This window comes from Clostridium sp. KNHs214, assembly GCF_000744935.1.
Classification (GTDB): domain Bacteria; phylum Bacillota; class Clostridia; order Clostridiales; family Clostridiaceae; genus Haloimpatiens.
This window is the reverse complement of sequence record NZ_JQMW01000011.1, coordinates 36,469-57,936: the sequence shown is the minus strand read 5'-3', so window position 1 is coordinate 57,936 and position 21,468 is coordinate 36,469. Positions and strand designations below refer to the sequence as shown.

Genomic DNA, 21,468 nt, shown 5'->3' with positions numbered 1-21,468 from the left:
TGTTGTTTATTACATTAATATCCATGAGGTTATATAAATATTCATTTATTCACATAATTTAATATATTTTCTTATTAAGCTTTTTCTCAAAAATAGCTACTACTTCATACATTGCATAAGCAAGAATGCACAAAATTATAATGCTCATCATGACCATATCTAACTGAGAAACTTGACCACCATATATTATTAGAAAGCCAAGCCCTTCCTTTGCCACCAGAAACTCTCCCATTATAACGCCAACCCAAGACAATCCCACATTTATTTTTAATGTAGAAACTAGGGTCGGAACAGAAGCAGGGAGAATTAAGTTTGTTAAAATTTGAGACTTACTTCCACCAAAGGTTTCTATAAGTTTAATTTTGTCTTCATCAATGGATTTAAATCCTGCAAGTACGTTGATTATTGTAACAATTATAGATATTAAAAGTGCTATGACTATTATAGAACCATATCCATTTCCAGCCCAAAATATGATTATAGGGGCAAGAGCAACTTTGGGTAAAGCATTTAATACTACTAAATATGGATCTAAAACCTTGCAGGCAAAGTCTGACCACCATAGGAGAATTGCTATAATTGTACCTAGTACTGTGCTAAATATAAATCCTAATATAGTTTCAATACAAGTTACCCATATATGCTTAAATAGTGTTCCTTCGCTGAAAATTTTCATTAAGCTTTTTAGCATTCTAGAAGGAGTGCTGGTTAAAAAGGGATCTATCCATCGTAAATCACCAGCTATTTCCCAAAAAGTGAAAAAACAGATGAGGATTAAAATTCTTACAATTGAAATTTTATTTTCTCTTTTTTTTACAGCTTGTATATATTTTTTATGTTCATCACTGTATCCTTTCATGAATTTAACTCCTTCCATATAGTATTAAAATAGTATCTAAAGTTAGGTGCTTCCCTACGCTTAAGAGGAGAATTATATTCTTGTTCAAACTTTACTGGAATAAGTTTTTTAATTACTGCAGGTCTTTTAGAGAGAATAAGTATTCTATTAGACATAGAAATAGCTTCTGAAAGATCATGAGTGACCATTATGGTAGTTTTCTTTTCTTTTTTTAGTATTTTAAATACTTCATCGTTAAGGTTTAATCTGGTTTGGTAGTCAATGGCGGAAAAGGGCTCATCCAATATTAAAACGTCAGGGTTTATGCTTAAAGTTCTTATTAGAGCAACTTTCTGCCTCATGCCACCAGAAAGCTGTTTTGGATGATGGTCTTTAAATTCCCATAAACCATAACTATGAAGAAGATTTTGCACATTTTTTAAATTGTCTTCTGTAACTATTTTTTTTATTTTAAGACCGAGAATTACATTATCCCATACCGTTAACCATTCAAATAAATTATCCTTTTGAAACATATAGCCTATTTGAGGTTTCTTTTCGTTTATATTCACATTATTAACCAGCACTTTGCCAGAAGAAGGGGGGAGAAGCCCAGAAATTATATTTAGTAAAGTAGATTTACCACAGCCAGAAGGACCTACTATACTTAAAAATTCACCTTCTTCTATATTAAAAGATATATTCACCAAAGCCGTAGTTTCATTTTCTAAAGTATGATAATTCATATATATATTTTCAATTTTTAATTTGCTCATTTATTAACACCCCCTTGTATAATTTAGTATATGAAAAAGTATGTTATAGTGTTATTAAATAGATTATTAATGATATCTAGTATGATAAACGGTGATAATGGAGATTTATATTGAAATATCATAGGAATTTAACTATAGTATTAAATTCTTAAAGTTGAAATTTTTATAGGTGTGTACTAAAATGATATAATCATGGATAAGTATAATATATAGATATAAAAGTAATAACTGTAAAATAGTAAATTAGTAAAATAGTAATGGAGAAGATAATTATGAAAAAATTGTTTCATTTAGGTCTGGATGTAGGTTCTACCACAGTTAAATTAGTGATTTTAAATGGACAGGATGAAGTAGTATATAAAAAATATCAAAGACACTATTCAGATATTAAAAAAACTATAGTAGATATAGTAGATGAAGCTTATGAAAGGTTTAAAAATAGTTACATAACCATAAAGGTAACTGGTTCTGGAGGATTAGGTGTTTCAAAATGGTTATCTATAGGTTTTATACAGGAAGTGGTAGCTAGTACTAAGGCTATAAAAAAACATATTCCCACTACAGATGTAGCCATTGAACTAGGTGGGGAAGATGCTAAAATAACGTATTTTGATTCTGGCATAGAGCAAAGGATGAATGGTACTTGTGCAGGGGGAACTGGTGCTTTTATAGATCAGATGTCGTCTTTGTTGCAGACAGATGCCATGGGTCTTAATAAGTATGCAGAAAATCATAAGGTGATTTATCCCATTGCAGCTAGATGTGGAGTGTTTGCTAAAACAGATATTCAACCTCTTTTAAATGAAGGGGCAGCTAAAGAAGATATAGCTGCGTCTATATTTCAGGCTGTAGTTAACCAAACTATAAGTGGGCTTGCTTGTGGAAAACCCATAAAGGGCAATGTAGCTTTTCTTGGAGGACCATTGTACTTTTTACCAGAGTTAAGAAATAGATTTACAGAAACTTTGAAATTGAAAGAAGAACAGGTGATTTTCCCGGATAATTCTCAATTATTTGTGGCGCTAGGGGCAGCAATTTCGTCTAAAGAAGAGAATAAAATATTAGCAGAAGATTTTATGAGAAAATTAAAAGCAGAAGAATTTGAAGGTGGACAGGAAGTTCAGAGATTAAGACCACTTTTTTTAAATGTTGATGAATTAGAAGAATTCAGGAAAAGACATGAGGCAGCAAGGGTTGAAAGAAGAAAATTAAGTGAATATAAAGGAAGATGTTTTTTAGGAATAGATGCAGGTTCTACTACTACAAAAGCAGCACTTATAGATGAAGAAGGGAAGCTTATTTATTCTTACTACGGTAGTAATGCTGGAAATCCACTACTTTCTACTATAAATATATTAAAAGATTTATATGGTAAACTACCAGAGAAAGCTCATATAATTAATTCTGCTGTAACAGGATATGGAGAGGGACTTATAAAGGCAGCAATGAAAGTGGATATAGGAGAAATAGAAACAGTTGCTCATTATAAGGCTGCGGAATTTTTTCTACCAAAGGTAGATTTTATATTGGATATTGGTGGACAAGACATGAAGTGCTTGAGAATTAAAGATGGAGTTATTGATAGTATAATGCTAAATGAAGCTTGTTCATCAGGTTGTGGTTCTTTCATTGAAACTTTTGCACATTCTTTAAATATGTCCGTACAGGATTTTGCCAAGGAAGCTCTGAAGGCAAAGAGTCCAGTGGACTTAGGATCAAGATGTACTGTATTTATGAATTCAAGGGTTAAACAAGCTCAGAAAGAAGGAGCTTCTGTAGGAGATATATCTGCAGGACTTTCTTATTCTGTAATTAAAAATGCCCTTCAAAAGGTTATTAAAATAAGAAACCCAGAGGAAATGGGAGAAAGAATCATAGTGCAGGGCGGAACTTTCTACAATGATGCGGTTTTAAGAAGTTTTGAACTTATTTCAGAAAGAGAGGCTATAAGACCAGATATTGCAGGTATAATGGGAGCATTTGGAGCTGCTATAATAGCTAAAGAAAGATATGAAGCTGGAAAGGAAAGCACTCTTTTAAAAGCTGAGCAATTAGAAAGTTTTAAATGTGAAGTAGAAATGAGAAGGTGCGGCATGTGTGGAAACAACTGCATGCTCACTGTAAATAAATTTTCAGATGGAAGAGAATTTATATCAGGAAATAGATGTGAAAGAGGAGCAGGCATAAGCGAGAAAAAAGAACAGCTTCCAAATTTATTTGATTATAAATACAAAAGAACATTTTCATATGCTCCTTTAAAGAAGGAAGAGGCAAAAAGGGGAGTTGTGGGAATACCTAGGGTTCTTAATATTTATGAAAATTATCCATTTTGGTTTACATTTTTAACGGATCTAGGATTTAGAGTAGAATTATCCTGTCGTTCAACTAGAAAAGTATACGAAATGGGCATAGAAACTATTCCTTCCGAATCCGTTTGTTATCCTGCAAAGATAGTTCATGGTCACATAATGGATCTTATAAACAGAGGAATTGATACAATATTTTATCCATGTATACCTTTTGAGAAGAAGGAAATAGATGGAGCAGACAACCATTATAATTGTCCTATAGTTACATCCTATGCTGAAGTTATTAAAAATAATATGGACATTATAGAAGAAAAGCATATTAAATTTATGAATCCGTTCTTTTCATTGGATGATAAGAAAAAACTGGCTAAACGATTGTATGATGAATTTAAGAGTTTTAAGATAAGTAAAAAAGATATAAATGAGGCTTTGGATAAAGCATGGTTGGAAAGAGATAAAGTAAAAGAGGACATAAGAAAAAAAGGTGAAGAGGTATTAGAATATTTAGATAGTACTGGTAAAAAGGGAATTGTACTGGCTGGAAGACCATATCATATAGATCCAGAAATAAATCATGGACTGCCAAATTTAATAAATGAATATGGAATGGCTGTTTTAACTGAGGATTCTGTATGCCACCTAGGAAGTATAGATAGACCTTTAAGAATTGTAGATCAATGGGTTTATCATTCAAGGCTTTATGCTGCAGCGAGCTTTGTGGGAGAAAAAAATAATTTAGAGCTTATTCAGTTAAACTCCTTTGGTTGCGGATTAGATGCGGTAACTACAGATCAAGTGCAAGAAATATTGAATTCTCATGGAAAAATATATACTGCAATAAAGATAGATGAAGTTAATAACCTAGGAGCCGTTAGAATAAGAATTCGATCCTTAAAGGCTGCTATGGACGAAAGAAATAAAAATGGATTTAAAGTAAAAAAAGCATCTTCTGCATTAGAAAAAGTGGTGTTTACAGAAGAAATGAGGCAAAAGCACACCATATTAGCACCACAAATGTCTCCTATACATTTTCAATTTTTACAGGAGGCTATGCGTTGTGGAGGATATAATTTAGAAATACTTCCAGCGGTAGACAATGAAGCTATAGAAGAGGGTCTTAAATATGTAAATAATGATGCATGTTATCCTTCTATAATAGTAGTAGGTCAAATGATTAAAGCTTTAAAATCAGGAAAATATGATTTGAACAATACTTCAGTGATAATATCACAAACTGGTGGAGGATGTAGAGCTACTAATTATATAGGTTTCTTAAGAAAGGCTCTTAAAGATGCGGGATTTGCACATATACCTGTAATATCACTAAATTTTGTTGGATTAGAAAAGCAGCCAGGATTTAAACTAGATGTGTCTATGGCTAAAAAATCTATGATGGCTTTGATTTATGGGGATTTGCTCATGAGAGTACTTTATAGAGTAAGACCTTATGAAAAAATAAATGGTTCTGCAAATCAATTATACAATAAATGGGTTGGAAAATGTAAACATGCTATAGACAAAGGTGATACTAAGTTATTTAACAAGTATGTTTATGAAATAGTAGAAGACTTTGATAATTTAGAGATAAAAGATATTAAAAAACCAAGAGTAGGTCTTGTAGGTGAAATATTAGTTAAATTTCATCCAACAGCAAATAATAATATAGTGGATATAATCGAAAGTGAAGGTGCAGAAGCAGTAATGCCTGACCTTACAGATTTTTGCTTATATGTGGCATATAATTATCAGTACAAAAGAAAATATTTATCAGGAACGAGAATGGCAGAGTTCTTTGGTAAAATAGGTATAAAATATATAGAACATTATAGAAAACATATGAAGAGAGCTTTACAAAAAAGTAAAAGATTTACTGCACCTACTACTATTGAAAAGATGGCAAAGAGTGCAAAAGAAATACTTTCTATAGGCAATCAAACAGGAGAAGGTTGGTTTTTAACAGCTGAAATGATAGAGCTTATAGAAAGTGGAGCTAAAAATATAGTTTGTATGCAGCCTTTTGCATGTTTACCAAACCACGTAACAGGTAAGGGCATGATAAAAGAGTTAAAGAAAAGATATGAAGGTGCCAATATTGTAGCAGTAGACTATGACCCAGGTGCTAGTGAAGTAAATCAATTAAATAGAATTAAACTTATGTTGTCCACTGCTTTTGACAATTTAAAAGAGCAGGAAAAAATGGATAAGGTAGAATTCACCCATGAGGAAATAGCTGCCTCCAATGAAAGATGATAAAGATATATTGAGACATAATACATTGAAGAAAATCTGATTTTAATTCCGTAATAAATGTGTAATTTGGGACTGTTCACAATACGCCAAGAACTTCTAAATGTCTCACAGTTAAAGCCCCTAAAGCTTTCAAACTCGCTTCTTACATTGCTCAAATAATGAAAGCTTCTTAACGGGTCTTTAACTGTGAGACATAAGAAGTTCTAAGGCTAGTTCAATAGTCCCCAATTACACATTTATTACTACATTAAAATCAGATTTTTAGTTTAATATGTTTATGGTTGGAGAGAGAAGCCTACTAAAGGATGATTTTCCTCCACTATGTTACGGAAAATCTTTAATTAAATAAATGGGATAACAAAAAGCTATAACTGTTTCATTAAATGGAGTAGTTATAGCTTTTCTTTAAGGGCTTAAAAATCTTTTATTGGCGATAGCCAGCCTAAATACGTAGGCATGATTAGGATTTATATAAAAATATATAACTTTAATTGTTAGATAAATAAGAACTTGTAGATAAGTAATAAGTAATAGGTAATAGATAAGAAGTAATACCTCTTACCTGGTCTAAGTTACAAATTCTGATTTGTACAAACAACTGCCTTACGGCAAAATGAATTGAATTTTAGTTATTATTTTATTTTAATAGGTACCATATAACTTTTCGAAAGGCTCCGCCTAAAAAATATTATGAGCGCCTTCCTATTTATAAATTAAAGATTTTCCATAGCGAAGCGGAGGAAAATTATCCTTTAGTCAGCTATATTCCTCCTCTGATAGCTTATGCATGAACCGAAAAATCTGTCTTTAAGGTAACAATAAATATATTTTCTTAGACTATTGAGCTAGCCTTAGAAATTCTTTGTTTTCAAATTTCAATACCCGTTAAGAAGCTTTCATGTTTGAGCGCCGTAAGAAGCGAGTTTGAAAGCTTTAGGGTATTGAAATTTGAAAACATTAGAATTTCTTGGCGTATTGCGAACAGTCTAAAAAATATATTTATTGTGGACTTAAAGACAGATTTTTCTTATTGCACTTGCTTCACAATATTTTTATTTTGTGTTTTTCATTACTTTTTCTGCAAAACTGTTATTAACTATTTTTTCAAAAGGAGGCCTTTGAGGTATTAGGTCTGATTTATATGATTGAATAATGTCCATAAGTCTATTTAAATCTCCTTTTTCCATAATTGGTGTTTCCGCAAAGGCATTTATAGATCTATAATTTTTAATGACTTTAGCAAGAATTTCTTCATCACTGCCTGGAAAAAAACTTTTTATTGACTTAGCTACTTCTTTATCATTGTGGTCCTTAACCCATAACTGTCCTTTGTGAATAGCTTTTGTAAATTTTTCTACTATTTCAGGGTTTTCTTTTATATATGATTTAGTAGAAAAGTAACAAGTATATGGTATGGTGCCAGCACTTTCTCCAATAGAAGCAACAATATGACCTGAATTATCATTTTCTAGTAAACTTGCAGTAGGCTCAAAAAGAGCTACGTAATCGCCAGTGCCAGACTTAAAAGCCCCAAATGTTGCAGTGAAGGCTAGATTTGTAACGAGCTTAACATCTTTATTTGGAGCTATACCGTGATTTTTAAGAACATATTCAAGAGACATTTCAGGCATACCACCAGGTCTACCGCCTATTATGGTTTTTCCCTTTAGAGATTCCCAATTAAAATTCTCTTCTTTATTTCGACCAACTAAGAAAGAACCATCTGTTTGGGTCAATTGTGCAAATAATACAGGATAATCTTCTTTGTTTTGATTATAAATATATATAACTTGTTCTGGCCCACAAAAACCTATATCTGCGCTTTTACTTAATACTTGCTGCATGGTCTTATCAGCACCTTGTCCAGTACTTAACTTTATGTCTATTCCTTCTTCCTTAAAGAAGCCCTCGTTAATAGCTACATACATTGGGGCATAAAAAACCGAACGCACTACTTCATTTAGTTTTACAGTGGTTAAATTTTTATTTTTTTTACTGCATCCATAAAGACAGGTAAAAGATAGGATAAAAACAAGTGTGAAAATTAAATATTTAGAAATACTTTTTCGCATGTATATCCTCCTCGTATGCGTTAATGATATGTTTTATAGTATGAAGTAGAAGAGTATTTTGTCACAGTATTTATAAATTTCAAAGTAGGTACCATAAAAAAACTTATAATATAAAAGACGAAGACTCTAATTTTACATGGTATGTGAAATTAGAGTCCTTATTGTTAGTTATTCTTAAATTTTTTATTAACGACATCTAGACTAAATACTATTTAGTGGCTTTTACAGAATAGGTGATAGTAATCTTGTGATGGATTCAAATATTTTACTACGAAGGGGTCTACTTTGGAAGTTTTGTAGAGTAACTTCGGTACAGTATTCCATATCCTTTAAAAATTGTTTTTCCACAGTAGTGCATATATTTCTATTATATATGAAAGCATTAGTTTCAAAATTAAGTTTAAAACTTCTTATATCCATATTAGCAGTACCAATACTACATACGGAACCATCAGCCATTATGGTCTTGCAGTGTATAAAACCATTATTGTAAAGATATACCTTTATGCCGCAATCTAACAAAGTTTTAATATATGCATTAGCTGCCCAACCCATAAATATATGATCGGGATTTCCTGGTATCATAATTCGTACATCTTTCCCAGAGAGAGCACATATTTTAAGTGCATTTAACATAGAGTCGTCAGGTACAAAATAAGGAGATTGTAGGTAAAGAGTGTTTTTAGCATGATTAATTATTTTAATATATCCATTTCTTATATGTTGTTCTTTAAGGTCAGGTCCGCTAGAGACTATTTGAAGGCCAACATCAGGTTCATTAAAAGTCTTAGAAATAAAATATTTAGAATAATCATCTATATATTCATTAGATGCATAGGTCCAATCTAATAAAAATCTTTCTTCTAAGTCATTTATGGCTTCACCCATTATTTTAATATGGGTATCTCTCCAATATCCTATTTTAGGGTCTTTACTTATATATTCATTTCCTATGTTAAAACCCCCTAAAAAGGCAACTTGGCTATCTATTACAACTATTTTTCTATGATTTCTATAATTTATCCTTCTATTTATAAAGGAAATTTTACTAGGGAAGAAGGAAAAAACTTTTCCACCAGCTTCTATAAGTGGTTTAACTATACTTGGAGTTATTTTTCTAGAACCCATGGCATCAAATAACAATTTTATCTCTACGCCTTCCTTAGCTTTTTCGGTAAGGGCATTTATTAATTTTAAACCAATGGTATCTTTTTGAATTATATAATACTCTATATGTATAAATTTTTTAGCGTTTTTTATTTCACTAAACAGTGCTTCAAATTTTTCTTCTCCATCAAAATATAATTGTACATGATTATTTTGTGTAAATATGGAACCAGAGCTTTTATAAAGCATTCTTATAGTATCAGCATTTTCTATAGCGTCTATATCGTATTTGTAAGAAAATCTTAGTTTTTTAAGATATGTACTTTTTTCATTATCTTTAATAATTTTTTTATTAAAGATCTTTTCTCTACTTAAATTTTGACCAAAAAATAAGTATACAATAAAACCTACTATAGGAAAAAATATAAGAATAAGTAGCCATGCCCAAGTGGTAGAAGGGTTTCTTCTTTCAAAAAAGATTAAAAATATTGCCAGTAAGATATTAACTAAAAATATTATTAAGCCTAAATTTCCAAGGGATATATATAATCGCATGTATAAAAGTCCTTTCTATAGATTTTTTATGTTTGTTAGTATTAGTGATTTTTATAATTAGTATTACAATTATAAGTACATTATTATTTTATCGTAGTTTATATAAAATACAAATATTTAATAATTAGGTACATGAAAAGAAATAACAAGTCAAAGATGCTAGTATATTTTGTGTCAGACAAAGAAGCAGATTTCGATTTTGGTAGAACTATCGGCGGGTTCTGCCGACGCAGTATGACGCAAAATAGGCTAGCATACTGACTTGTTATTTATTTGAATGTGCCTTAATTGACATATTATTAGTAAGTTACCAATTTAATGAATTTTAAATATCCCCTTGACATATAGTTAAATAGTATTATAATGTTAGATATATTCAAAATCAAATAGGTAAAGACTATGAAGAAGAGGAGTAAAGCATAAGGAATATTAAGAGAGGAAGATTCATCGGCTGAAAGATCTTCTATATGAATTAGCTTGAAGGTAGCTTTTGAGTCTCTTTGCTGAAATAGTAGTAGGCAAAGACGGTAAATTCGTTAAAAATTTTAAGAGCTTATAAATAAGCTAAATAAGCTAAGCAGTATATTAGTTTGTTCTATTGAGTAAAAGCATTTCATATGGAACCGAGAGCTTTGTTTATAGTATAAATTATTTATAAGAATAAAGGTGGTACCACGCACTGTCGTCCTTTGGGATTGCAGTGCTTTTTTTATTGACAAAAATGATAATTAAATGCAAAAGGAAAGGAGAAAATAGCATGGAAGAAAATAAAAATATAGCAAAAACTTATGACCCTAAAGAATTTGAAGACAGAATATATGAAAATTGGATGGAGAAGGGGTATTTTACTCCAGAAGTGGATGAAAATAAAAAACCATATACAATAATAATGCCGCCACCAAACATAACAGGACAATTACACTTAGGTCACGCCCTTGATGATACATTACAGGACTTTTTAATAAGAGTTAAAAGAATGCAGGGCTACAGTGCATTATATCTTCCAGGAGAAGACCATGCCAGCATAGCTACAGAGGTTAGGGTTGAAAAGGAACTTTTAAAACAAGGTCTTAACAAAAAAGAAATGGGAAGAGAGGCTTTCCTAGAAAAAGTTTGGGATTGGTCTGATGAATACAGAAATAGAATAAAAAATCAAATTCAAAAGCTAGGTGTTTCTTGTGACTTTACAAGAGAAAGATTCACCATGGATGAAAATTTAAATAAGGCTGTTAAAGAAGTTTTCGTTAAATTATATGAAGAAGGACTTATATATAGAGGAAACAGAATTACTAACTGGTGTCCAAAGTGTCAAACAGCTCTTTCCGATGCAGAAATAGAATATGAAGAGCAAAACGGAAGCTTTTGGCATATAAAATATCCAGTAAAGGACAGCGATGAATGGCTTGAAATAGCAACTACAAGACCAGAGACTATGCTTGGAGATACAGCAGTTGCAGTAAATCCTAAAGATAAAAGATATGCTCATTTGGTAGGAAAAACACTAATACTTCCATTAGTAAATAGAGAAATTCCAATTGTAGAGGATGATTATGTAGATTTAGAGTTTGGTACAGGAGCAGTTAAGATAACACCAGCTCATGACCCAAATGACTTTGGAGTAGGTGAGAGACATGATCTTCCGCAAATAATGGTTATGAATGAAGATGGAACTATAAAAGAGGGTTATGGAAGATATTCTGGTATGGATAGATATGAAGCTAGAAAAGCTATAGTTGAAGATTTACAAAATGAGGGCTTCTTAGTAAAAATTAAAGAGCATAGCCATAATGTTGGATGTCATGATAGATGTGGAGTTACAGTAGAGCCAATGCTATCAAAACAATGGTATGTTAAAATGGAAACTCTTGCAAAGCCTGCCATAGATGCAGTAAAAGATGAAAAGATTAAAATTGTTCCAAAGAGACTTGAAAAAATATATTATAACTGGATGGAAAATATCCAAGATTGGTGTATTTCAAGACAACTTTGGTGGGGACACAGAATCCCAGTTTGGTACTGTAAGGACTGTGGAGAAGTTATAGTAGCTGAAGAAGAGCCAAACAACTGCACAAAATGTGGAAGCGCAAATTTAGAACAGGATAAAGATGTACTTGATACTTGGTTCTCATCAGCACTTTGGCCATTTTCAACTTTAGGCTGGCCTGAAAAATCAGAAGATCTAAAATACTTCTATCCAACAAATACACTTGTAACAGGTAATGACCTAATATTTTTCTGGGTTGCTAGAATGATATTCTCAGGACTTCATAATATGGGTGATATACCATTTGAACATGTATTGATGCATGGTATGGTAAGGGATAGTCAAGGGAGAAAGATGTCTAAGTCACTAGGAAATGGAGTAGATCCATTAGAGATAATTGATAAATATGGTGCGGATGCTCTAAGATTTATGCTTATTACAGGAAATGCTGTTGGTAATGATATAAGATTCTATGAAGAAAAAGTTGAGGCAGCTAGAAACTTTGCAAATAAAGTATGGAATGCTTCAAGATTTGTTATGATGAATTTAGACAAAGAGCTTATGAAAAAATATAAAGATTGTAAGGAGTACACTATAGCTGATAGATGGATTCTTTCAAGAATGAACAACTTAGTGAAGGAAGTTACAGATAATATAGATAAATTTGAACTTGGAATGGCCTCACAGAAGGTTTATGAATTTATGTGGAATGAATTCTGCGATTGGTATATAGAACTTGTAAAACCAGTACTTTATGGTGAAGATGAAAAAGCAAAAGGAGTAGTATTTAATGTACTTCAAGAAGTTCTAGTTACTGGACTTAAACTTCTACATCCAGTAATGCCATTTATAACTGAAGAGATATATACTCACTTAGATGAAAGGTTAGAAACTATAACTACATCTAATTGGCCAGAATATAGTGAAGAACTTAATGACATAGAAGCTGAAAAGAACATGAATTATATAATGGAGGCAATTACAGCTTTAAGAAATGTAAGAGCTGAGATGAATGTTCCACCTTCTAAAAAAGCTAAAGTTATGGCCTATGTAACAGAAGGAAGAGAAGCCTTTGAAGAAGGAAAGATTTATTTTGAGAAACTTGCCTCAGCTTCAGAATTTGTATTCTTAAATTCTAAGGAAGAGGCGGAAAATGCAGTTTCTACAGTTACTAAGGGAGCAGAATTATATATGCCTTTACTTGATCTTGTAGATATTGAGAAAGAATTAGAAAGATTAAATAAAGAAAAAGGAAAACTACAAAAGGAAATAGAAAGAGTAGAAAAGAAACTCTCCAACGAAAAGTTTACAAGCAAAGCTCCTGAAGCCGTTGTAAATGAAGAAAGACAAAAGGGAGAGAAATATAAAGAAATGTACAATGCAGTTATAGAGAGATTAGAATCGTTAAAAGAAATGAAATAAAAGAATATATTGAGACATAATACATTGAAGAAAATCTGATTTTAATTCCGTAATAAATGTGTAATTTGGGACTGTTCACAATACGCCAAGAACTTCTAAATGTCTCACAGTTAAAGCCCCTAAAGCTTTCAAACTAGCTTCTTACATTGCTCAAATAATGAAAGCTTCTTAACGGGTCTTTAACTGTGAGACATAAGAAGTTCTAAGGCTAGTTCAATAGTCCCCAATTACACATTTATTACTACATTAAAATCAGATTTTTAGTTTAATATGTTTATGGTTGGAGAGAGAAGCCTACTAAAGGATGATTTTCCTCCACTATGTTACGGAAAATCTTTAATTAAATAAATGGGATAACAAAAAGCTATAACTGTTTCATTAAATGGAGTAGTTATAGCTTTTCTTTAAGGGCTTAAAAATTTTTTATTGGCGATAGCCAGCCTAAATACGTAGGCATGATTAGGGCATGATTAGGATTTATATAAAAATATATAACTTTAATTGTTAGATAAATAAGAACTTGTAGATAAGTAATAAGTAATAGATAAGAAGTAATACCTCTTACCTGGTGTAAATTACAAATTCTGATTTGTACAAACAACTGCCTTACGGCAAAATGAATTGAATTTTAGTTATTATTTTATTTTAATAGGTACCATATAGCTTTTCGAAAGGCTCCGCCTAAAAAATATTATGAGCGCCTTTCTATTTATAAATTAAAGATTTTCCATAGCGAAGCGGAGGAAAATCATCCTTTAGTCAGCTGTGTTCCTCCTCTGATAGCCTATGCATGAACTGAAAAATCTGTCTTTAAGGTAACAATAAATATATTTTCTTAGACTATTGAGCTAGCTTTAGAAATTCTTTGTTTTCAAATTTCAATACCCGTTAAGAAGCTTTCATGTTTGAGCGCCGTCAGAAGCGAGTTTGAAAGCTTTAGGGGATTGAAATTTGAAAACATTAGAATTCCTTGGCGTATTGCGAACAGTCTAATAAAATATATTTATTGTGGACTTAAAGACAGATTTTTCTTATTGCACTTGCTTCACAATATTCTTATGTTGAGAATTATACAAATATAGTATATTATTATATTGTATTTTATTTGTAGGGGGAAGATGGATATGGATTACAAACAGGTTATGGACTATGTGAATAATACAGCACGTTTTGGAACAAATCTTGGATTAAGTAGAACAGAGAAGTTATTAGAAATTTTGGGAGAGCCTCAAAAAAAATTAAAATGCATACATATAGCAGGTACAAATGGAAAAGGGTCTACTACTGCTATGCTAAATCAAATATTAAGAGAAGCGGGATATAGGGTTGGAATGTATACATCACCTTATATTGAGGAATTTGAAGAGAGAATACAAGTAAATGGTAAAAATATAAGTAAAGAAGAACTAATAAATGTAATTAGTAGGGTAAAAGAAGCTGTAGATAAAGTTATAGAAATGGGATATGAGCATCCAACTCAATTTGAAATTATAACCTGTGCCATGTACCTGTATTTTTATGAACAGGCGGTAGATTATGCAGTTATTGAAGTTGGCATGGGAGGAAGACTTGATTCAACTAATGTAATAAATCCTATTTTGACTATAATTACTTCTATAAGCTTTGATCATATGCAAGTTTTAGGAGATACTTTAGATAAAATAGCTAGGGAAAAGGCAGGTATAATAAAGGAGAATGTCCCTTTAGTTTTATATCCACAGGAAGATTTAGCAGAAAAAGCTATAGAAGAGGTTTGCTATAAAAACAATAGTAGGATTATAAGAGTAAATAAGGATTCAGGTAAACATATAGAAAATATAAAAGTTATAAAAGAAAATGGTGTACAGGCATTAATGCAAAAGTTGCAGATAAATACCAAAAAGCATACATATAATTTAAATTTATCTCTTTTAGGAAAACATCAAATAATTAACTGCGCAGTGGTGATAAATGCAGTGGAGGAATTAATAAAATTAGGACTTAATGTAACGGATGAAGCTATAAAAATAGCTCTTGAAAATGTATCTTGGCTTGCTAGGCTTGAAATAATGAAAAATAAGCCTACAGTGGTCATAGATGGGGCTCATAATATAGATGGGATAATCAATGTTACAGAAAGCATAGATACATATTTTAAATATGATAATTTAATATTAATTCTAGGTATATTGGCAGATAAACAAGTGGATTCTATGATAAAGGTCATAACTCCAAAAGCAAGTAGAGTCTTAACTGTAACTCCAAACAGTGAAAGAGCAGAACTCAGTGAGGATTTAAAGGAAGAAGTTTTAAAGTATAATAAAAACTGTGAAGCATTTTTAGATTATGAGGATGCATATAATAAAGCTCTATCTTATTGTGGAGAAAATGATTTACTTCTCATATGTGGCTCACTATATATGGTAGGAGATATGAGGAAAATAATTCGAAAATAGAATATATTGTTACATAATACATTGAAGAAAAATCTGATTTTAATTTCGTAATAAATGTGTAATTGGGGACTGTTCACAATACGCCAAGAACTTCTAAATGTCTTACAGTTAAAGCCCCTAAAGCTTTCAAACTCGCTTCTTGCGGCGCTCAAACAATGAAAGCTTTTTAACGGGTCTTTAACTGTGAGACATAAGAAGTTCTAAGGCTAGTTCAATAGTCCCCAATTCCACATTTATTACTACATTAAAATCAGATTTTTAGTTTAATATGTTTATAGTTGGAGAGGGAAGCCTACTAAAGGAGGATTTTCCTCCACTATGTTACGGAAAATCTTTAATTAAATAAATGGAATAGCAAAAAAAAGCTATAACAATTTCATTAAATAGAATAGTTATAGCTTTTCTTTAAGGGCTTAAAAATCTTTTATTGGCGATAGCCAGCCTAAATACGTAGGCATGATTAGGATTTATATATAAAAATATATAACTTTAATTGTTAGATAAATAAGAACTTGTAGATAAATAAGAGTTGTTGAAAAAATTCAACAAAGCTGAATTTTTACCACAACTATTACTTCTTACTATTCACAAATTAATCATAAAAAAACTTCTTGAGTTTTATCCTTAACTCTTACTTCTTATTTTTTACCTTACCTGTTCTAACTTACAAATTCTCATTTATACAAACAACTGCCTTACGGCAAAATGAATTGAATTTTAGTTATTATTTTATTTTAATAGGTACCATATAACTTTTCGAAAGGCTCCGCCTAAAAAAGATTATGAGCGCTTTTCTATTTATAAATTAAAGATTTTCCATAGCGAAGCGGAGGAAAATCATCCTTTAGTCAGCTGTATTCCTCCATAGATAGCTTATGCATAAACCGAAAAATCACACTTTAAGGGAGTGAAACAATTGGAATTTGGGACTATGGAACTAGCTTTAGAACTTCTTATGTTTGCAGATTTCAATTCCCGTTAAGAAACCTTCTTGTTTGAGGGACGCAAGGAGCGAGTTAAGGTTTTAGGGAATTGAAATCTGCAAACATGTAGAAGTTCTTAGCGTATTGTGATTAGTCGCAAATTCCAATTGTTTCACGGACTTAAAGTGTGATTTTTTTTATTGCACTTGCTTCACAATTTTCTTATATGTATTTTTTTAGTGCTTTGGCTAGTTGGTCTGGGCAAGAAGTGAACTTAGGGCCACAAGTAGTTCCTTCTAGTCTTTTAATAACTTCATGTACATCCATGCCTTCTATAAGCTTAGATATACCTTTTAGATTTCCATCACATCCACCTAAAAAAGAAACGTTTCTAACTTTTCCATCTACAATATCAAAAGTTATTTCTCTAGAGCATACGCCTTCTGTCAAATAATTAAACAATAAAATCAGCCTCCTATAAAATGATTATCTATGTTGAATTTATACAAATATAGTGTTTTGCTAATGTATATATAGCCTGAATACATAGGGTATATATACACCTAAATAAAATTATATTTTACAAAATAGTAGTTTGTCCAGTGAAAATAGAAATTTACAAATTTTAATTAAAAAAAGAATTATATTATTACCAAAATGCTATGCTTCACCATAATATATGATTATGAGGGGGTGAACAGTTTGAAATATTTATATGTGTGTAATACTTCATCAGATTCAATTTCTAAAGTAGATTTGGATAGTTTTATTCAAGTGGATAAGATTTTGTTAAGAAGCGATTCAAAAAGGATTGGTCCACATGGAATTTGCATAAATAGGAATGAAATTTTTACTGCTAATAATTACACTAATGATATAAGTATCGTAGATATAAATAATAAGAAAAATATAGAGAATTATACTATAGGAATGCATTGCAATGATGTGAAGATTTTAAATGATACAGCTTATGTTATATGTGGTAATTCTAATATTTTAGCAGTTTTTAATTTGCAAGAAAAGGGAATACAAACTCAAATTCCATGTGGAAGTTTGCCTCACAGTATGCATATTGATAAGAGAAAAAATATAATGGTAATAGCAAATATGAATGATGATAGTATAACTTTAGTTGATTGTAAAGATAATACGGTAATTAAAAATATAAGAGTTGGAGCTTATCCTACAAAAGCGGTTTTTTCACCTAATGGGGATTATATATATGTTTGCGAGAGTAATTTAGGATTAAATTATAAAGGGAGTATATCAATAATATCATTAAAAAATTTTCAGATACTAAATAGAGTTAAGGTGGGCAACAGTCCAGTAGACATGTATCTAGATACAAGCTTTTGCTACGTTTCTAATTTTGGAGATGGAAGTGTAAGTATTGTAGACATGACTAATGCTAAAGAAGTTAAAGTTATAAGGGTTGGAGGTATGCCTAGAGGTATAATAAGATTAAAAAAAGATTTATATATAGGAGATAATTATAATAATTTACTTATGAAGATAAATATAGAAAGTGAAAATAAAAAAGTCATATCTATAGGCGGAGAACCTACAGGAATGACTTTAAGTTAATTTTTCTCATCTATAAGCAGTTCAATTATTTTATTGTATAGCTGGGAAGAATGCTTTTTCCACTTGCTGCATAGTTCTCTAGCTTGTTTGTTTGAGGGAACACCAATTTTTATGTCTATAAGTGTATAGTCGGATTCAGAAGCTTTTAAATTTACTATAAAGTTATCTGAATTTTCTATAGTGTAATCAGCAGTTATAGTTAGTTCTTTCTTTATATTTCTTATTTGTTTTTGTAAATAATCATCTATTGAACTAATTTTTTCAACAGATATTCTCTTTTGAAACAGCGATAGGACCTTAGAACCTTTTTCGGTTATGATAAGTCTGTGCTTATTACTTTTTTCTGTTTCATTTATAAACTTAGAAGATAGTAATTCAGAGAGATATTGCTGAAGGCTAAAATAGTTCATAAAGTTATTTTCTAGCACTATATTTGTAAGTTGCATATTGGATATAGGTAGATGAATTTTTTCTAATATATATAACAACAATAGTTTATTTTCTGCTAATTCAAGGGTATCATCAAACATATTTGCAGCCTCCTTTTAGGTAACTATACTCATTATAACATAAAAGATAAAAATATAGAAAGCAGTGATTTCACTACTTAGTAAAAAATTTCTAAAGAGTTTTTCATATTATCTCTTTATTTGGAATATAGATTATAAGAATGACTGTGGTATGGAGGATTTAATGCTTAGATTAAAAAGAATTAGGAATAATCCTATGGGAATATTTTTGTTGATATTTTTTATTTTTTTATTTTTATTTATTGCAAGCTATTTTTCAAAATCAACATTAACTTATTTTAATGGAAGTAAAAAAGCTCCAATTTATTCAGTGGATACTCAGGAGAAAAAGGTTGCTATAACCTTTGACTCAAATTGGGGTGAGGATAACACTGAGGAAATACTAGAAATACTAGATAAATATAATGTAAAGGCTACATTTTTTTTAGTGGGAAAATGGATAGATGACTATCCTGAAAAGGCGGAAAGGTTATTTAAAAAAGGACATGAACTAGGTAATCATTCAAATACGCATGCTGATTTAACTAGAGTATCTAAGACTAGAATAATTCAAGAAATACAATTAGGGGATAATAAAATAATGAATATAACCGGTGAAGGTCCTAAATTATTTAGATGCCCAGCAGGAGCTTATAATGATTTAGTTGTAAATACTGTACAGGAAAACAATCATTATTGCATTCAGTGGAATGTTGATAGTATAGATTGGAAGGAACAGGGAAGCGATATAGAGTATAATAGAGTTATAAAAAAGGTTAAGCCAGGATCTATACTATTATTTCATAATAATGCTAAGTATACTCCTAAAAACTTATCTAGAATAATAGAAAACTTGCAAAATCAAGGATATACTTTTGTAAAAGTAGGAGATTTGATTTATACGGAGAATTATTATATAGACCACTTAGGAAATCAAATTAGCAAATGAAATTATTTAATTAATTATTTATTTTGCAAAATAACTTTCATTTTTTAAAATATACAGTTAAAATTTAAGTAATGCCTTGAAAAATATATAGCATCTGTATTATAATGGCAATAAAAGTCTGGTAGCAAAATTATAAAAATATAATTTTATATATAAATAGTAATAATATAGGTGATATTAGAATATTTTATAGTGTATAAAACATAAAAACTAAGGGGAAAGAGGGATTGTGATGGATAATTTAATGATGAACAACAAAATATATTTAGAGGGGACTATGGCTAACCAGTTAGAATTTAGTCATGAAATGTATGGAGAAGGTTTTTATAACTTTATATTGGAAGTTCCAAGATTAAGTAATTCGAAAGATATTCTTAATATTACTGTTTCAGAAAGACTTATAACAGGTATGAATTTGGAACCAGGTTCTGAACTATGTGTAGAAGGACAGTTAAGATCTTATAATAAGTATGTAGATGGATCTAATAGACTTATATTAACGGTTTTTGCTAGAGACGTAAGATATTGCTTAGAAAAAAGTAAAAATCCAAATATAATATTTCTTGATGGATATATTTGCAAAAGTCCTGTATACAGACTTACTCCTTTTGGAAGAGAAATATCAGATATGCTTCTAGCAGTAAACAGGCCTTATAATAAATCAGATTATATACCTACTATAGCATGGGGAAGAAATTCTAGATTTTGTAAAACACTAGAAGTAGGAGATAATATAAGGATTTGGGGAAGACTTCAAAGTAGAGAGTATCAAAAGAAATTATCTGAAAGTAAAGTTATAAACAAAGTAGCCTATGAAGTGTCTATATCTAAAATGGAAAAGGTTAATAGTGAAAATGAAATTGTTGACAGTAGTGAAAACGATTTAGGTGAAGAGGATGCTATTTAAGGTTAAGCTATAGTGAAATCCCCTATCTACAATTGCATTAAATTGTAGATAGGGGTGCTTTATTATTTTCTTAAATCATCTAATATTTGTGTTTTATCTTTAGTATTTTGATCTACTGTTTTAACTATTTTAGCAGGGGAACCAGCAACTACTACATTTTCTGGTACGTCGCTTACAACTACTGAGCCTGCTGCTACTACAGCGCCCTTTCCTATTTTTACTCCTTCTAAAATAACTGCATTTGCACCTATTAAAACATTATCTTCTATAATGCATGGTGACTTACTAGGTGGTTCTAAAACCCCAGCCACAACTGCCCCGGCTCCTAGATGAACTTTACGTCCTATTTGAGCTCTAGCGCCGACTACAGCGTTCATATCTATCATAGTTTCTTCACCAATTTCAGCACCTATGTTTATAACTGCCCCCATCATTATAACAGCTTTATCTTTTATAAGGGCTTTGTCTCTTATGATAGCACCTGGTTCAATTCTAGCATTTACATTTCTAAGGTCTAAAAGTGGAATAGCGGAATTTCTTCTATCCTGTTCAATTTTTATGCTTTCTATCTTATCTTTATTTTTTTCTATAAATTTAGATATGTTTTCACTTTCACCAAATAGTATATGTAAATTGCCACTAGAAAAATCTTCAATATCATCAAAAGAGCAATTGCTTAAATCTCCTTTAATATATGCTTTTATAGGAGTAGACTTTTCTGCTTCTTTTATATACCTGGCTAGTTCATATGGATCTGTTAAATTATAAGACATTTTAATATCGTTATGCAAAAACCTAAAAAATAAGTTTTGCTAACGATTCACCTCCTTTATTATAAATTTAAATAT

The 21,468-nt window shown here is 30.7% G+C and carries 13 protein-coding genes and 1 other annotated feature; of the genes, 6 read left to right on the top strand and 7 right to left on the bottom strand.

The window, feature by feature from the left end; all coding sequences use genetic code 11:
* Positions 1 to 58 precede the first annotated feature (58 nt).
* Positions 59 to 859: an ABC transporter permease gene (locus CC89_RS09095; RefSeq protein ID WP_035291466.1), complete on the bottom strand. Its 801-nt coding sequence runs from the start codon at positions 857 to 859 to the stop codon at positions 59 to 61.
* Complete coding sequence (locus CC89_RS09090) at positions 856 to 1,614, bottom strand: ABC transporter ATP-binding protein (RefSeq protein WP_035291464.1); 759 nt, start codon at positions 1,612 to 1,614, stop codon at positions 856 to 858. Before CC89_RS09090 ends, CC89_RS09095 begins: the two co-directional genes overlap by 4 nt.
* A 272-nt stretch (positions 1,615 to 1,886) precedes the next feature.
* Here CC89_RS09090 and CC89_RS09085 point away from each other — a divergent pair, with 272 nt between their 5' ends.
* Positions 1,887 to 6,173, top strand: a complete 4,287-nt coding sequence (locus CC89_RS09085; RefSeq protein ID WP_035291462.1) for a 2-hydroxyacyl-CoA dehydratase — start codon at positions 1,887 to 1,889, stop codon at positions 6,171 to 6,173.
* A gap of 1,052 nt (positions 6,174 to 7,225) precedes the next feature.
* Here the strand turns inward: CC89_RS09085 and CC89_RS09080 are convergent.
* Both CC89_RS09080 and cls read right to left on the bottom strand, forming a co-directional pair.
* A complete protein-coding gene (locus tag CC89_RS09080; protein ID WP_035291461.1) occupies positions 7,226 to 8,245 on the bottom strand; it encodes an ABC transporter substrate-binding protein in 1,020 nt (339 codons plus the stop codon).
* Between the two features lie 222 nt (positions 8,246 to 8,467).
* Positions 8,468 to 9,907 carry a cardiolipin synthase gene (cls, locus tag CC89_RS09075; RefSeq protein ID WP_035291459.1) on the bottom strand — a complete coding sequence of 480 codons (1,440 nt, stop codon included), beginning with the start codon at positions 9,905 to 9,907 and terminating at the stop codon, positions 8,468 to 8,470.
* Positions 9,908 to 10,297: 390 nt separating this feature from the next.
* Positions 10,298 to 10,600, top strand: a binding site (T-box leader).
* A 64-nt stretch (positions 10,601 to 10,664) separates the two neighbouring features.
* Between cls and CC89_RS09070 the strand changes: the two genes are divergently transcribed.
* A complete protein-coding gene (locus CC89_RS09070; RefSeq protein WP_035291457.1) occupies positions 10,665 to 13,313 on the top strand; it encodes a valine--tRNA ligase in 2,649 nt (882 codons plus the stop codon).
* Between the two features lie 1,124 nt (positions 13,314 to 14,437).
* Positions 14,438 to 15,748: a bifunctional folylpolyglutamate synthase/dihydrofolate synthase gene (locus CC89_RS09065; RefSeq protein WP_035291455.1), complete on the top strand. Its 1,311-nt coding sequence runs from the start codon at positions 14,438 to 14,440 to the stop codon at positions 15,746 to 15,748.
* 1,145 nt (positions 15,749 to 16,893) lie between these two features.
* Here CC89_RS09065 and CC89_RS09060 read toward each other — a convergent pair.
* Positions 16,894 to 17,133, bottom strand: coding sequence for a TIGR03905 family TSCPD domain-containing protein (locus tag CC89_RS09060; protein WP_035291454.1), 240 nt, complete (start codon positions 17,131 to 17,133; stop codon positions 16,894 to 16,896).
* A 240-nt stretch (positions 17,134 to 17,373) separates the two neighbouring features.
* Here CC89_RS09060 and CC89_RS09055 point away from each other — a divergent pair, with 240 nt between their 5' ends.
* Entirely contained in the window at positions 17,374 to 18,255 is an 882-nt protein-coding gene (locus CC89_RS09055; RefSeq protein WP_035291453.1) for a YncE family protein, read from the top strand.
* On the opposite strand, the gene CC89_RS09050 is transcribed toward CC89_RS09055, so the two are convergent.
* Positions 18,252 to 18,785 (bottom strand): DUF4364 family protein, encoded by a 534-nt coding sequence (locus CC89_RS09050; protein WP_035291452.1) that lies wholly within the window; start codon positions 18,783 to 18,785, stop codon positions 18,252 to 18,254. The genes CC89_RS09055 and CC89_RS09050 overlap by 4 nt on opposite strands.
* 163 nt (positions 18,786 to 18,948) lie before the next feature.
* Here CC89_RS09050 and pdaB point away from each other — a divergent pair, with 163 nt between their 5' ends.
* The gene (pdaB, locus tag CC89_RS09045) at positions 18,949 to 19,713 is read left to right on the top strand and encodes a polysaccharide deacetylase family sporulation protein PdaB (protein ID WP_286161333.1); all 765 of its coding nucleotides are present in this window, start codon (positions 18,949 to 18,951) and stop codon (positions 19,711 to 19,713) included.
* Between the two features lie 232 nt (positions 19,714 to 19,945).
* A complete protein-coding gene (locus CC89_RS09040) occupies positions 19,946 to 20,620 on the top strand; it encodes a single-stranded DNA-binding protein (RefSeq protein WP_035291451.1) in 675 nt (224 codons plus the stop codon).
* A gap of 62 nt (positions 20,621 to 20,682) precedes the next feature.
* Here the strand turns inward: CC89_RS09040 and dapD are convergent, their stop codons facing one another.
* Positions 20,683 to 21,393, bottom strand: a complete 711-nt coding sequence (gene dapD, locus CC89_RS09035; protein WP_035293458.1) for a 2,3,4,5-tetrahydropyridine-2,6-dicarboxylate N-acetyltransferase — start codon at positions 21,391 to 21,393, stop codon at positions 20,683 to 20,685.
* Between the last annotated feature and the right edge of the window lie 75 nt (positions 21,394 to 21,468).

Bases quoted from the DNA above. Each gene is read 5' to 3' on its own strand.
- CC89_RS09070 (WP_035291457.1), top strand. From the start codon at position 10,665: ATGGAAGAAAATAAAAATATAGCAAAAACTTATGACCCTAAAGAATTT.
- CC89_RS09080 (WP_035291461.1), bottom strand. From the start codon at position 8,245: ATGCGAAAAAGTATTTCTAAATATTTAATTTTCACACTTGTTTTTATC.
- pdaB (WP_286161333.1), top strand. From the start codon at position 18,949: ATGCTTAGATTAAAAAGAATTAGGAATAATCCTATGGGAATATTTTTG.
- CC89_RS09085 (WP_035291462.1), top strand. From the start codon at position 1,887: ATGAAAAAATTGTTTCATTTAGGTCTGGATGTAGGTTCTACCACAGTT.
- CC89_RS09095 (WP_035291466.1), bottom strand. From the start codon at position 859: ATGAAAGGATACAGTGATGAACATAAAAAATATATACAAGCTGTAAAA.
- cls (WP_035291459.1), bottom strand. From the start codon at position 9,907: ATGCGATTATATATATCCCTTGGAAATTTAGGCTTAATAATATTTTTA.
- CC89_RS09090 (WP_035291464.1), bottom strand. From the start codon at position 1,614: ATGAGCAAATTAAAAATTGAAAATATATATATGAATTATCATACTTTA.
- CC89_RS09065 (WP_035291455.1), top strand. From the start codon at position 14,438: ATGGATTACAAACAGGTTATGGACTATGTGAATAATACAGCACGTTTT.
- dapD (WP_035293458.1), bottom strand. From the start codon at position 21,393: ATGTCTTATAATTTAACAGATCCATATGAACTAGCCAGGTATATAAAA.
- CC89_RS09040 (WP_035291451.1), top strand. From the start codon at position 19,946: ATGGATAATTTAATGATGAACAACAAAATATATTTAGAGGGGACTATG.
- CC89_RS09050 (WP_035291452.1), bottom strand. From the start codon at position 18,785: ATGTTTGATGATACCCTTGAATTAGCAGAAAATAAACTATTGTTGTTA.